14 protein-coding genes are annotated in these 13,396 nt (G+C 72.5%); 1 reads left to right on the forward strand and 13 read right to left on the reverse strand.

All coding sequences use genetic code 11. The features are described from left to right. Positions 1 to 162: 162 nt before the first annotated feature. From ruvB to pgsA, 13 genes are all read right to left on the reverse strand, one after another. Complete coding sequence (ruvB, locus tag ACIRNI_RS17535; protein WP_355365610.1) at positions 163 to 1,251, reverse strand: Holliday junction branch migration DNA helicase RuvB; 1,089 nt, start codon at positions 1,249 to 1,251, stop codon at positions 163 to 165. A gap of 19 nt (positions 1,252 to 1,270) precedes the next feature. Continuing rightward, positions 1,271 to 1,882 (reverse strand): Holliday junction branch migration protein RuvA, encoded by a 612-nt coding sequence (ruvA, locus tag ACIRNI_RS17540; RefSeq protein ID WP_403552290.1) that lies wholly within the window; start codon positions 1,880 to 1,882, stop codon positions 1,271 to 1,273. Next, a complete protein-coding gene (gene ruvC / locus ACIRNI_RS17545) occupies positions 1,879 to 2,466 on the reverse strand; it encodes a crossover junction endodeoxyribonuclease RuvC (RefSeq protein ID WP_403552291.1) in 588 nt (195 codons plus the stop codon). The genes ruvA and ruvC overlap by 4 nt, the downstream gene beginning before the upstream one ends. Positions 2,467 to 2,595: 129 nt before the next feature. Next, complete coding sequence (locus ACIRNI_RS17550; RefSeq protein WP_351823323.1) at positions 2,596 to 3,348, reverse strand: YebC/PmpR family DNA-binding transcriptional regulator; 753 nt, start codon at positions 3,346 to 3,348, stop codon at positions 2,596 to 2,598. A 62-nt stretch (positions 3,349 to 3,410) separates the two neighbouring features. Further along, on the reverse strand, positions 3,411 to 4,004 hold the full coding sequence (pdxT, locus tag ACIRNI_RS17555) for a pyridoxal 5'-phosphate synthase glutaminase subunit PdxT (protein ID WP_403552292.1): 594 nt from the start codon (positions 4,002 to 4,004) through the stop codon (positions 3,411 to 3,413). 13 nt (positions 4,005 to 4,017) lie between these two features. Next, positions 4,018 to 4,866, reverse strand: a complete 849-nt coding sequence (gene pdxS / locus ACIRNI_RS17560; RefSeq protein WP_403552531.1) for a pyridoxal 5'-phosphate synthase lyase subunit PdxS — start codon at positions 4,864 to 4,866, stop codon at positions 4,018 to 4,020. A 184-nt stretch (positions 4,867 to 5,050) separates the two neighbouring features. After that, entirely contained in the window at positions 5,051 to 5,590 is a 540-nt protein-coding gene (locus tag ACIRNI_RS17565) for a hypothetical protein (RefSeq protein ID WP_403552293.1), read from the reverse strand. Positions 5,591 to 5,601: 11 nt separating this feature from the next. After that, positions 5,602 to 6,315, reverse strand: a complete 714-nt coding sequence (locus ACIRNI_RS17570) for an N-acyl homoserine lactonase family protein (protein WP_403552294.1) — start codon at positions 6,313 to 6,315, stop codon at positions 5,602 to 5,604. Positions 6,316 to 6,329: 14 nt separating this feature from the next. Continuing rightward, entirely contained in the window at positions 6,330 to 7,076 is a 747-nt protein-coding gene (locus ACIRNI_RS17575) for a class I SAM-dependent methyltransferase (protein WP_403552295.1), read from the reverse strand. Between the two features lie 224 nt (positions 7,077 to 7,300). Further along, on the reverse strand, positions 7,301 to 7,978 hold the full coding sequence (locus ACIRNI_RS17580) for a class I SAM-dependent methyltransferase (protein WP_403552296.1): 678 nt from the start codon (positions 7,976 to 7,978) through the stop codon (positions 7,301 to 7,303). 57 nt (positions 7,979 to 8,035) lie between these two features. Further along, positions 8,036 to 9,199: a glycosyltransferase family 4 protein gene (locus ACIRNI_RS17585; RefSeq protein ID WP_403552297.1), complete on the reverse strand. Its 1,164-nt coding sequence runs from the start codon at positions 9,197 to 9,199 to the stop codon at positions 8,036 to 8,038. Continuing rightward, the gene (locus tag ACIRNI_RS17590; protein ID WP_403552298.1) at positions 9,196 to 10,158 is read right to left on the reverse strand and encodes a phosphatidylinositol mannoside acyltransferase; all 963 of its coding nucleotides are present in this window, start codon (positions 10,156 to 10,158) and stop codon (positions 9,196 to 9,198) included. Before ACIRNI_RS17590 ends, ACIRNI_RS17585 begins: the two co-directional genes overlap by 4 nt. Next, the gene (gene pgsA / locus ACIRNI_RS17595; RefSeq protein WP_403552299.1) at positions 10,155 to 10,814 is read right to left on the reverse strand and encodes a phosphatidylinositol phosphate synthase; all 660 of its coding nucleotides are present in this window, start codon (positions 10,812 to 10,814) and stop codon (positions 10,155 to 10,157) included. The genes ACIRNI_RS17590 and pgsA overlap by 4 nt, the downstream gene beginning before the upstream one ends. A gap of 340 nt (positions 10,815 to 11,154) precedes the next feature. On the opposite strand from pgsA, the gene ACIRNI_RS17600 reads away from it, so the two are divergent. Further along, on the forward strand, positions 11,155 to 13,365 hold the full coding sequence (locus ACIRNI_RS17600; RefSeq protein ID WP_403552300.1) for an elongation factor G-like protein EF-G2: 2,211 nt from the start codon (positions 11,155 to 11,157) through the stop codon (positions 13,363 to 13,365). Positions 13,366 to 13,396: the final 31 nt, after the last annotated feature.

Here is a 13,396-nt window from a genome sequence, read left to right on the forward strand (position 1 = left end):
TTCGCACGGTCGCGGTCGGCGTCGGGGTCGGCCGCGGCCTGGTCTTCGGGGGTGGGTACGCCGACCGAAGGGTCGGCATCGGCGGAGTCTAGGCGAGTCCGCATCAATGGAACAACGCCCAGCATGGCACCGTGGTTCCGGGCCCGGCGAGTGACCTCGCCGTCACGCCCCGAACAGCCCCTGTTGTCCGCTTCCCGCGCCCTGGGCCTGCGGCGGTACGAGGCCGAGGTGGGCCCACGCGGCGGGCGTCGCGACCCGCCCCCTGGGCGTACGGGCCAGCAGGCCTTCCCGTACGAGGAAGGGCTCGGCGACCTCCTCGACGGTCTCGCGCTCCTCGCCCACGGCGACGGCGAGCGTGGACAGCCCGACCGGGCCGCCGCCGAAGAGCTTGAGGAGCGCCTGGAGCACCGCGCGGTCGAGCCGGTCGAGACCGCGGCCGTCCACCTCGTACACCGCGAGCGCGGTGGCGGCGATCTCGCGGGTGATCACGCCGTCGGCCTTGACCTGGGCGTAGTCGCGGACGCGGCGCAGCAGGCGGTTGGCGATGCGGGGCGTGCCGCGGGAGCGGCCGGCGATCTCGGCGGCGCCGTCGGCCTCGATCTCGACGTCGAGGAGCCGGGCGGAGCGGTGGATGACGCGCTCCAGTTCGCCGGGGGCGTAGAACTCCATGTGCGCGGTGAAGCCGAAGCGGTCGCGCAGCGGGGGCGGCAGCAGGCCGGCCCGGGTGGTGGCGCCGACCAGGGTGAAGGGCGGCAGCTCCAGCGGGATGGCGGTGGCGCCGGGGCCCTTGCCGACGATGACGTCGACGCGGAAGTCCTCCATCGCCATGTAGAGCATCTCCTCGGCGGGCCGGGACATCCGGTGGATCTCGTCGAGGAAGAGGACCTCGCCCTCCTGGAGGGAGGAGAGGATCGCGGCGAGGTCGCCGGCGTGCTGGATGGCGGGGCCGGAGGTGATCCGGATGGGGGCGCCCATCTCGGCCGCGATGATCATGGAGAGGGTGGTCTTGCCGAGGCCGGGGGCGCCGGAGAGCAGGACGTGGTCGGCGGTGGCCCCGCGTGCCAGGGCTGCCTTGAGGACCAGGTCCAGCTGCTCGCGCACCCGCTCCTGGCCCACGAACTCGTCCAGCGACTTGGGGCGCAGGGCGGCCTCGACGGCCTGGTCCTCGCCGTCGGCGGCGGCTCCGACCAGCCGCTCGCCGGGGGCGGTCGCGGTGTCGTCGGCCGGGGGTGCGGTGTCGTCCCAGTTCACAGTGGAATGCCTCGTGGGGTCAGCGGGTGCGGTTGAGGGTCTGGAGCGCGGCCTTGAGGAGCTGCCCGATCTGGGGCTCGCCGCCGACCGCCTCGGCCTGCGGGGTGACGGCGGCGACCGCCTCGTCGGCCTCGCGGGTGGCGTAGCCGAGGCCGATCAGGGCGGCGTGCAGCTGGTCGCTCCAGGAGCGGACGGTCGTCGCTGCGCGGGCGGCGGGTACCGAGCCGATGGGCTCGCCGAGCCGGTCCTTGAGTTCGAGCAGCAGCTTCTGGGCGCCCTTCTTGCCGATGCCGGGCACGGCGGTGAGCGCCTTCTCGTCGCCGGAGGCCACCGCGGCACGCAGCGCGTCGGGGCTGTGCACGGCGAGCATGGCCTGCGCGAGGCGGGGGCCGACGCCGCTCGCCGTCTGGAGCAGCTCGAAGACCTGGCGCTCGTCGTCGTCGGCGAAGCCGTACAGCGTGAGGGAGTCCTCCCGTACGACCAACGAGGTGGCGAGGCGGGCATCCTGACCCACCTTCAGGCCGGCGATCGTGTGCGGCGTGCACTGGACGGCCATGCCGATGCCGCCGACCTCGATCACGGCGGTGGTCGGTGCGAGGGCGGCGACGGGGCCGCTCACGAAGGCGATCATGCGGTACGGCCTTTCACGGTCATGGCTTGGTTCGTGGCCCGGTTCGTGGCCTGGTTCGTGGCCTGGTTCGTGGCCCGGTGGGCGGCGACGGCCTGCTGGAGCCGGTTCTGGGCGGGGGCCCGCCAGATGTGGCAGATGGCGAGGGCGAGGGCGTCGGCGGCGTCGGCCGGTTTCGGCGGGGCGTCGAGCCGCAGCAGCCGGGTCACCATGGCGCCGACCTGCGCCTTGTCGGCGCGGCCGCTGCCGGTGACGGCGGCCTTCACCTCGCTGGGGGTGTGGAGGGCGACGGGCAGTCCGCGGCGCGAGGCGCACAGGATGGCGACGGCGCTGGCCTGGGCCGTGCCCATCACCGTACGGACGTTGTGCTGGCTGAAGACGCGCTCCACGGCGACCAGTTCGGGCCGGTGCTCGTCCAGCCACTCCTCGATGCCGCGCTCGATGGCGACGAGACGGTGTCCGGTCTCCGCGTCGGCCGGTGTGCGCACGACTCCGACGCCGAGCATCGTCAGCGGACGGCCGGCGACGCCCTCGACGACGCCGACGCCGCACCGCGTCAGCCCTGGGTCCACCCCGAGAACGCGCACGCCACCCCTCCTTCGTTCAGCCGTTCAGCTGTTTGTGCAGGCTATCGGGTGGCACTGACAACGCGACGGGCCGGCAAGGTACGTGTCCCTTGCCGGCCCGTCGCGTACCGCTGCGTCAGGTGTCGCCCGTCAGGCGTCGACCTTCGCCATGACGTCGTCGGAGACGTCGAAGTTGGCGAAGACGTTCTGCACGTCGTCGCTGTCCTCGAGCGCGTCGATCAGCTTGAAGATCTTGCGCGCGCCCTCCTCGTCCAGCTCGACCTGCATGGTCGGGACGAAGTTGGCGTCGGCCGAGTCGTAGTCGATGCCGGCCTCCTGGAGGGCGGTGCGCACCGCGACCAGGTCGGTGGCCTCGCTGATCACCTCGAAGCTCTCACCGAGGTCGTTGACTTCCTCGGCACCCGCGTCCAGGACCGCGCCGAGCACGTCGTCCTCGGTCAGCTCGCCCTTGGGGACGATGACGACGCCCTTGCGGTTGAACAGGTACGAGACCGAGCCCGGGTCGGCCATCGAGCCGCCGTTGCGGGTCATGGCGACCCGGACGTCGGAGGCGGCGCGGTTGCGGTTGTCGGTGAGGCACTCGATGAGCACGGCGACACCGTTCGGCCCGTACCCCTCGTACATGATCGTCTCGTAGTCGGCGCCACCGGCCTCCAGGCCGGCGCCGCGCTTGACCGCGGAGTCGATGTTCTTGTTCGGGACGGAGCTCTTCTTCGCCTTCTGAATGGCGTCGTAGAGCGTCGGGTTACCGTCCGGGTCGCCGCCGCCGGTGCGGGCCGCCACCTCGATGTTCTTGATCAGCTTCGCGAAGAGCTTGCCGCGCTTGGCGTCGATCACGGCCTTCTTGTGCTTCGTCGTAGCCCATTTAGAGTGGCCGGACATCTGCCTGTCTCCTTCGCGTAACCCATTTCAGAACGAACCCCAGAGATCCTACCGGGATCGGATCAGCGGGCGGCGCGCACCATCTCCACGAACAGGCCGTGGACGCGGTGGTCGCCCGTCAGTTCCGGGTGGAACGACGTGGCGAGCGCGTTGCCCTGCCGTACGGCGACGATGTGGCCGTCGTACTCGGCGATGACCTCGGCCTGGGCGCCGACCGACTCGACCCAGGGGGCGCGGATGAAGACGCCTTCCACGGGGCCGCCGTCGATGCCCGCGACCTCGACGCCCGCCTCGAAGGACTCGTTCTGCCGCCCGAAGGCGTTGCGCCGCACGATCATGTCGATGCCGCCGAGGGTCTCCTGGCCCGAGCGCGGGTCGAGGATCTTGTCGGCGAGCATGATCAGGCCGGCGCAGGTGCCGTAGACGGGCATGCCCGCCTCGACGCGCTCGCGCAGGGGCTCCATGAGCCCGAAGAGCACGGCCAGCTTGGAGATGGTGGTGGACTCGCCGCCGGGGATGACCAGGCCGTCGACCTCGGCGAGCTCTTCGGGGCGCCGGACCGGCCTGGCCACGGCGTCCGCCGCGGCCAGGGCGATCAGGTGCTCCCGTACGTCGCCCTGGAGGGCCAGGACGCCTATCACGGGGGTGTCACTCATGGTGTTCTGTGCCCTACCAGCCGCGGTTCGCGTAGCGCTCGGTCTCGGGGAGGGTGTCGCAGTTGATGCCGACCATGGCCTCGCCCAGGTTGCGGGAGGCGTCGGCGATGATCTTCGGGTCGTCGTAGAAGGTGGTGGCCTTCACGATGGCGGCGGCGCGCTTGGCCGGGTCGCCCGACTTGAAGATGCCGGAGCCGACGAAGACGCCCTCGGCGCCCAGCTGGCGCATCAGCGCGGCGTCGGCGGGGGTGGCGACGCCACCGGCGGAGAACAGCACGACCGGCAGCTTGCCGAGCTCGGCGACCTCCTTGACGAGCTCGTACGGGGCGCGCAGCTCCTTGGCGGCGGCGAACAGCTCGTTGTTGTCGAAGCCGCGCAGCTTGGCGATCTCGTTCTTGATCTGGCGCAGGTGGCGGACGGCCTCGACGACGTTGCCGGTGCCGGCCTCGCCCTTGGAGCGGATCATGGCCGCGCCCTCGGCGATGCGGCGCAGGGCCTCACCGAGGTTGGTGGCGCCGCAGACGAAGGGGGTGGTGAAGGCCCACTTGTCGGAGTGGTTGACCTCGTCGGCCGGGGTGAGGACCTCGGACTCGTCGATGTAGTCGACGCCGAGGGACTGCAGCACCTGGGCCTCGACGAAGTGGCCGATGCGGGACTTGGCCATGACCGGGATGGAGACCGCGTCGATGATCTCCTCGATCATGTTCGGGTCGGACATCCGGGCCACGCCGCCGTCCTTACGGATGTCGGCGGGGACCCGCTCCAGGGCCATGACCGCGACGGCGCCGGCGTCCTCGGCGATCTTCGCCTGCTCGGCGTTGACCACGTCCATGATCACGCCGCCCTTGAGCTGCTCGGCCATGCCGCGCTTCACGCGGGCGGTGCCGGTCTCGGGGGACTGCGGGGTGGTGGGGAGCGTGCTGGACACGAGGGACCTCACTCGAAAGAACAGGGGGTTTTCGACAACATTGAGGAAACCCGGCGCGGCCAGTCCACATCAAGGGCCAATAGTGAGGTGGTGGCTCGTTTTTCCCACGGTGTGGGCGTTACGGCCGGTCCGCGAGTGCCACGGGGGGCTCGTCGTCCATCTCGAACGCCATCGGGAACGGCGCGTGGCCCGCCAGCCGGAACCAGCGCACCGTGCGGTGCCTGCGCAGCGCCCGCGCCGCCCGTACGGCGTCGTTGTGGAACCGCCGTGCCATAGGCACCCGGCGCACCGCCGCCGCGAGCTCCAGGGCCGCTTCCTCGCCGCCGGGCGCCTCCCGGACCGCCTCCATCTGCTCCGGCTCCCCGAACACCGCGCGCAGCGCCTGGCTGAGCTCGCTCTCGGCGACCTCGCGGTGCTCCTCCTCGGCCTGCCGGGCCGCGTGCGCCGCCTCGTACAGCACGATCGACGCCGCCGGGTCCAGCACCTTGGAGGTGGCCAGTTCCTGGGCGACGGACGCACGCCGTACGAGCTGGGCGTCGAGCGCGGCGCGGGCGGCGTCGATCCGGGCGTGCAACCGGTCGAGCCGGCCCGCGGTCCAGCTCAGGTAGAGACCGATCGCGACCAGGCCGACGACGATCCAGATGAGGGTTTCGATCACGGGCGCACAGGCTACCGGGGCGCCGGCATGCGCCCTTCCCACACCGACCGGTCGTGCGCGAAGAGGACGCGGCTCGGCTTGAGCTCGGCGAGCCGGTCCAGCCACGGCCGGTAGCGGCCCTCGAACTGCTCGACCCCCTCGGCGCGGGCGCGGCGGGCCATCTCGTCGGACGCGAACTCCGAGGCGAAGTCGTACGCCTGCCCCGCCAGCACCGTGGTGCCCTCGCTCCCGGAGAGCACCAGGGACTGGTGCCCGGCCGTGTGCCCGGGCGTCGGGACGACACGGACCCCCGGCCACACCTCGGCCTCGCCGTCGAGCTCCTCGTAGCGGGCGCCGGGGAAGTCGACGAGCGCGTCGATGGTGTAGTCGCCGGCGCGGGCGGTGGCGAGTTCGCCGCGCTGGACGAGGACGGGACGGCCCGCGAGGAGCGGGTTCCCGCCGCAGTGGTCGAAGTGGAGGTGGCAGTTCACGACGATGTCGATGTCGTCCGGCGTCACGCCGCGCGCCGCGAGCGCCGCGACGAGATCCTTGCGGCGCGGCCGGTAGTGCGCCTCCGCCTCGGGGTCTCCGGCACCGAGGCCGGTGTCGAAGAGCAGGAGCCCGGCCTCGTGCCGTACGAGGTACGCGAGTACGGGCTCGACACGCGGGTGCTCGGTGCCCGCCTCGGCGGCGGGGCGGACGAAGTACCCGAGGTCGAGCCTTTCGATGGCGGTGTGCTGTCCCATGCCCCCCATGGTCTCTACGCGTTGGCGCGGCGGAAGAGGGCCGTCCACAGGAAGGGCTCGCCGAAGCGCGGTGACTCGTGCGGTTCGTCGCGCATCCGGCGCAGCTCGACCTCGGTCAGCCCGGCGAAGACGCGGCGCAGCGCGTCGGGCGTGTAGGCGAGGCCGCCGTGGAGTCCGCCCTCGCGGTCCTCGCGGTAGAAGGACGCGTCGGGCAGCTCCGAGCCCATGCCGCCGGGACCGGCCGCGAAGCACGCCAGGCCGAAGTGGCCCCCGGGCGCGAGGACCCGGTCCAGGAGGGCGAGGTAGCTCACGCGGCGGTGAGGCGGCAGGTGGTGGAAGCAGCCGGAGTCGTACACCAGGTCGTACGGGCCACCGGGCCGGTCGGCGTCGAAGGCGTTTCCGCAGTGGAAGCGGACCTTCGCCCCCGTCTCGCGGGCGCGCTCCTCGGCCCAGGCGATGGCAGCCGGGGACAGGTCGACGGCGTCCACCTCGCACCCGAGGGAGGCGAGGTACAGGGCGTTGCGCCCGGGCCCGCAGCCCAGGTCCAGGACGCGGGCGCCAGGCGCGAGCAGCCCGCGTTCCCCGTACGAGACGAGGTTCTCGTCCGGCTTCCCCACGAAGAACGGCACCGGCTTGGACCGGTCCGCGTAGAACCCGTCCCACCAGCCCGCCGCCCCGCCCGTCCACCGGTCGGCCTCTGGCGCGAAGAGCCCGTCCAGGAGCGCCATGACGTCGTTCATCGTGCGAATGTCCCGGTCCATCCGGTCCCCCTCCCGTGTGGTCCCGATCGTAGGCGGGAACACGCTAAAACCCCAGGTCACCAGGGGTGTGGCGGACCCGCTGGGGGCCTCACGGCGGGTTTCCCGCAGGCGACCCGGCCCTGTCCCAGGCCCCGCCGAAGCCCGGGAAGGGGCCTTTACGGACGGCTCCGGAACGGCTTTTTCACCGCCGGCCGCGCCCGCCCCTTCTGGCGCCCTTCGCCGCCTCACACCCGCGCCACCACCGCGTACCGCTCGTCCTCCACCGGGCCGCCCCACAGCTCCGCGGCACCGCTGAGCGGCTCGACCTCCAGGTCGGCGACGAGCGGACGCACCACCGAGGCCAGCTCGTCCGCGCCCACGCCACCGTTCCACGGCAGGCCCTCGGCGCCCGGTACGTAGGCGGCGGGCCCGGCCTCCCGCCAGCGGCCCTCGACCAGCACCAGCCGGCCGCCCGGGCGGATCCGGTCCACCCACGCGCGCAGCGCCGCCTCGGGGTCCGGCAGCGTCCATATCAGGTGCCGCGAGACCAGCATGTCGAACCGGTCCTCGCCCGTGGGCGGCGCCGCCGCGTCACCGACGAGGAAGCGCGCGCCGAGCCCGGCGGCGGCCGCCTTGGCCCGCGCCCGCTCGACCATCCGCGGCGCCAGGTCCACGCCGGTCACCCGGTGCCCGGCCGAGGCGAGGAGCGCGGAGAGCGAGCCGGTGCCGCAGCCCACGTCCAGTACGTCGGACGGCTCGGGCGGCGCCCACCGCAGCACCCGGCTCCGCCACGCGGCACGGGTGGGCGCCGCCCGCAGGCCGTGATCGGGCTCGTCGTCGAACGTCGCCGCGGCGGCGTCCCAGTAGCGCGAGATGGCGGAGGTCAGCTCGGCCTGATCGGTCGGTGCGGTCGGCTCGGTCATGGAAGTGATCGTCGCAGGCACCACTGACAACGCCCGGCAAGATCCGGAAGACAGGCCCTAGTCCCGCGCCAGCCCCCAGCGGGCCCGCAGACCACCCACCCGCTCGTCGGCTGCCACTGAGGCCGCGCCGTCCGTCACCGTCTCGTACACCGACAGGATGTCCGCGCCGACCGTCGACCAGTCGAAGCGCCGTACATGCGCGCTGCCCCGCTCGTGGAGTTCCTGGCGGCGGGCCGGGTCGCCGAGGAGGCGGATCGCCGCGTCCGCCAGCGCGTCCGCGTCCTCGTTGGCGAACAGCTCGCCCGCCGCGCCCTTGTCCAGCACCTGCGTGAACGCGTCCAGGTCGCTGGCCAGCACCGGCGCGCCCGCCGACATGGCCTCGACCAGGATGATGCCGAAGCTCTCGCCGCCCGTGTTGGGCGCCACGTACACGTCCACGCTGCGCAGCAGCCGCGCCTTGTCCTCGTCGCTGACCATGCCGAGGAACTCCACCCGGCGGCGCATGGCGGCCGGGAGGGAGGCGACGGCCTCCTCCTCGTCGCCCCGGCCCGCGACCAGCAGCCGGGTCTCGGGCCGTGCCTCCAGGATCCTCGGCAGCGCCTTCATCAGCACCGGCAGCCCCTTGCGCGGCTCGTCGATCCGGCCGATGAAGCCCAGCGTGTTGCCCTGCCACTCCGGCTTGGGGTCGGCCTTGGCGAAGAAGTCGACGTCCACCCCGTTCGGGATGACCACGGCGTCCCCGCCCAGGTGCTCGACGAGCGTCCGGCGGGCGTACTCGCTCACCGCGATCCGCGCGCTGATCTTCTCGAGCGCCGGCTGGAGGATCGGGTACGCCGCGATCATCGCGCGTGAGCGCGGGTTGGAGGTGTGGAAGGTGGCCACGATGGGCCCCTGCGCCGCCCAGCACGCCAGCAGCCCCAGCGACGGCGACGCCGGCTCGTGGATGTGGATCACGTCGAACGTGCCGTCGTGCAGCCAGCGCCGCACGCGCGCCGCCGACAGGAAGCCGAAGTTCAGCCGGGCCACCGAGCCGTTGTACGGCACGGGCACCGCCCGCCCCGCCGACACCACGAACGGCGGCAGCGGCGTGTCGTCGTCGGACGGGGCGAGGACGGACACCTCGTGCCCGAGCCGGATCAGGTGGTCCGCGAGGTCACGGATGTGGAACTGGACGCCGCCCGGCACATCCCAGGCGTACGGGCATACGATGCCGATCCTCACGACGTCACCTGGTCCTGGTTCTGACCCCGGTCCTGGCCCCGGCCCCGGCCCCGGTCCCGGTCCTGGTCCAGGTCCGCCAGCCACAGCCGCTGCAGCATGTGCCAGTCCTCCGGGTGCTCGGCGATCCCGGTGGCGAAGGCGTCGGCCAGCGCCTGCGTCATGGCCGCCGTCTTCTCCGCCCGCGTCCCCGTCTCCGGCACCTCCACCGGCGGATGGATCCGCGCCTTCAGGACCGGCGTGTCGTCGTACCAGAGCGTCGCCGGCAGCAGCAGCGCACCCGTCTGCTGCGCCAGCATCGCGGGCCCCGCCGGCATCCGCGCCGCCTCTCCGAAGAACTGCACCTCGACGCCCGACGACGCCGACAGGTCCCGGTCCGCCACCAGGCACACCAGCCCGCCCGCGCGCAGCCGCCGCGCCAGCGTCCCGAACGCCGACCCGCCGGTGTGCGGCAGCACCTCCATGCCCAGCGACTCGCGGTACGCCACGAACCGGTCGTACAGCGACTCCGGCTTCAGCCGCTCGGCCACCGTCGTGAACGGCACGCCCAGCGACCGCGTCACCCACACCCCGGCCAGGTCCCAGTTCGCCAGGTGCGGCAGGGCCAGCACCACTCCGCGTCCGGAGGCCAGCCCGTCCGTCAGGCGGTGGACCTCCCGCACCTCGACGCTGTCGGCGACCCGCCGCGCACTCCACGCGGGCAGCCGGAAGGACTCCATCCAGTAGCGCATGTACGAGCGCATCCCGGCCCGGGACAGCTCGGCCAGCCGCTCCGGGGACGCGTCGGGCACCACGCGCGCGAGGTTGGACTCCAGCCGCAGCACGCCCTTGCCGCGCCGCTTCCACGCCGTGTCGGCGATGCCCCGCCCGAGGCCCACCGCCACCGGCTCGGGCAGCTTCTTGACCGCCGCCCAGCCCAGCCCGTACAGCGCGTCCGTCAACCGGTCACTCGCCCCGCTCATGTGGCCTCACTCCCCCGTGCCCCGGCGGCGTCCGCCTCCGCGGCCTCACGCCGCACCGTCACCACCCGCTGACCCAGGGTCACCACGCTTCCCACGGCCACCAGCCACAGGGCGATCGGCAGCAGCACCTGGATGCCCGGTACGCCGAAGCCGTGCAGCCCCGCGAGGCCCGCCGCCACCAGCGAGACGACCAGCCGCTCCGCGCGCTCGACCAGGCCGTTCACCGCCACCGGCAGGCCGATGGACTCGCCCCGCGCCTTCGTGTACGACACCACCTGGCCGCTCGCCAGGCAGAAGATGGCCACGGCACACAGCACATTGTCGTCGCCCTTGCCCGCGTACCACAGCGCGAAGCCACCGAAGATGGCGCCGTCCGCCACCCGGTCCAGGGTCGAGTCCAGGAAGGCCCCCCAGCGGCTGGAGATCCCGGCCTGACGGGCCATGTTGCCGTCCACCAGGTCCGAGAACACGAACAGCGTGATGACGATCGTGCCCCAGAAGAACTCGCCCCGCGGGAAGAAGACCAGCGCCCCGGCCACCACCCCCGCCGTGCCGATGAGGGTGACGGCGTCGGGACTCACTCCGCGGCGGAGCAGAAACGCGGCGAACGGTGTGAGAACACGCGTGAAAAACGCACGCGCGTACTTGTTCAGCATGGCCTTCCCGAGGGTCGGTGAGCCGCGCGGCCCCATCGGCCACCGGCTGGCCCATCGTAGCCAGCGCCGCCCCGTCAATACCCCCGGGCACCGCACACCCCACGTGGCGTCGGCGAATACCCGCTCGCGGCCCGTCGCGTACAGCCCGCATACATCCCGCGCACATCCCGCGTACGTCCGTCGTATGTCCGTCGTATGGACGCGGCCTGACCGGAGTGGAAAGCTCGAAAGACCACCGCGGGCACCGCCGGAGCTGCCCCGCTCAGGGTCGCTCCCCCGCGCCCGCGCCCCCCACCTCCACCGTGCACGCACCGTGCACCGGCGATCAGGAGGAAGAATCATGGGCGACAAGGCGAACACCCACCCAGGAGCCGCCGGCAGGGCTCTTACGGCCGACCAGCCCGCATCGGTACGGAATGTGGTGCTGGTCGGCCACAGCGGATCCGGCAAAACCACCCTCGTCGAGGCCCTCGCGCTGACCGCCGGAGCGGTCAACCGGGCAGGACGGGTCGAGGACGGCGCCACGGTCTCCGACTACGACGAGATCGAGCACCGTCAGCAACGCTCCGTACAGCTCTCCCTCGTCCCCGTCGGCTGGGACGGCTACAAGATCAACCTGCTCGACACCCCCGGGTACGCCGACTTCGTCGGCGAGCTCCGGGCCGGCCTGCGCGCCGCGGACGCGGCCCTCTTCGTCATATCGGCGGCCCAGGAGGCCGACGCGGTCGCCGGCTCCACCCGCATGGTCTGGGAGGAGTGCGCGGCCGTCGGCATGCCCCGCGCCATCGTCGTCACGCACCTCGACACCGCGCGCACCGACTTCGAGCGGCTCACCCAGGTCCTCGCCGGCATCTTCGGCGGCGACGACCCCGACGCCATACTCCCGCTCTACCTGCCCGTGCTCGGCCCCGAGGCGCCCGACGGGCATGCCCCGGCCACCGGCCTGGTCGGCCTGCTCACCCAGAAGATCTTCGACTACTCCTCCGGCGAACGGAAGGAGAACCCTCCCGACGACACCCAGCGCGACCTCATCGCCGAGGCCCGCAACCGCCTGATCGAAGGGATCATCGCCGAGAGCGAGGACGAGACCCTCATGGACCGCTATCTCGGCGGCGAGGAGATCGACCTCAAGACCCTCATCGAGGACCTGGAGAAGGCCGTCGCACGCGGCACCTTCCACCCCGTCCTGGCCGCCGCCCCCGCCGCCCCCGGCGGCAAGCAGGGCCTCGGCACCGTCGAACTGCTGGAGCTGATCACCCGCGGCTTCCCCACGCCCCTGGAGCGCGAGGCACCCGCCGTGACCACCCCGGACGGCAGGCCGCGCCCGGCGATCGGCTGCGACCCCGACGGGCCGCTGGTGGCCGAGGTCGTCAAGACGTCGTCCGACCCGTACGTCGGCCGGATCTCACTGGTACGCGTCTTCTCCGGCACCCTGCGCCCCGACGAGACCGTCCACGTCTCGGGGCACGGCCTCGCCGACCGCGGCCACGAGGACCACGACGTCGACGAACGCGTCGGCTCCCTGTCCGCGCCCTTCGGCAAGCAGCAGCGGCAGATGAACCACTGCATCGCCGGCGACCTGTGCTGCGTGGGCAAACTGGTCCGCGCCGAAACCGGGGACACCCTCTCCGCCAAGGACGACCCGCTCCTCATGGAGCCCTGGACCATGCCCGACCCGCTGCTGCCGCTCGCCATCCAGGCCCACAGCAAGGCGGACGAGGACAAGCTCTCCCAGGGCCTCGCGCGGCTCGCCGCCGAAGACCCCACCATGCGCCTCGAACAGAACCAGGACACCGGACAGGTCGTCCTGTGGTGCCTGGGCGAGGCCCACATGGACGTCGCCCTGGAACGGCTGCGCACCCGCTACGGCGTCCAGGTCGACGCCGTACCGCACAAGGTGGCGCTCCGCGAGACGTTCGCCGACGCGTCGGCGGGACGCGGACGGCACGTCAAACAGTCCGGCGGACACGGCCAGTACGCCATCTGCGAGATCGAGGTCGAACCGCTGCCCCAGGGCTCCGGCATCGAGTTCGTCGACAAGGTGGTGGGCGGCGCGGTGCCCCGCCAGTTCATCCCGTCCGTCGAGAAGGGCGTACGGGCCCAGGCCGCGAAGGGCGTCGCCGCCGGGCACCCGCTCGTCGACGTACGCGTCACCCTCCGCGACGGCAAGGCGCACTCGGTGGACTCCTCCGACGCCGCCTTCCAGACCGCCGGCGCCCTGGCCCTGCGCGAAGCCGCCGCCGACGCCCGGATCAACCTTCTCGAACCCGTCGCCGAACTGCAGGTCCTCGTCCCCGACGAGTACGTCGGCCCCGTCATGAGCGACCTGTCCGGCCGCCGGGGCCGCGTCGTCGGCACCGAACAGGCCGGCCCCGGACGGACCCTCGTCCGCGCCGAGGTGCCCGAGCTGGAGATCGGACGGTACGCCGTCGACCTCCGCTCCCTCTCCCACGGCACGGGCCGGTTCGACCGGACGTACGCGCGCCACGAACCCATGCCCGCCCATGTGGCCGAGAAGATCCGAGAAAAGACCGAAATCCGACAAAGCTGACCCCGACTGATCAGCCGCCCGCCGCAACTCA

The sequence above is a fragment of the Streptomyces sp. NPDC093546 genome, assembly GCF_044765045.1.
In the GTDB taxonomy this organism is placed as follows: domain Bacteria; phylum Actinomycetota; class Actinomycetes; order Streptomycetales; family Streptomycetaceae; genus Streptomyces.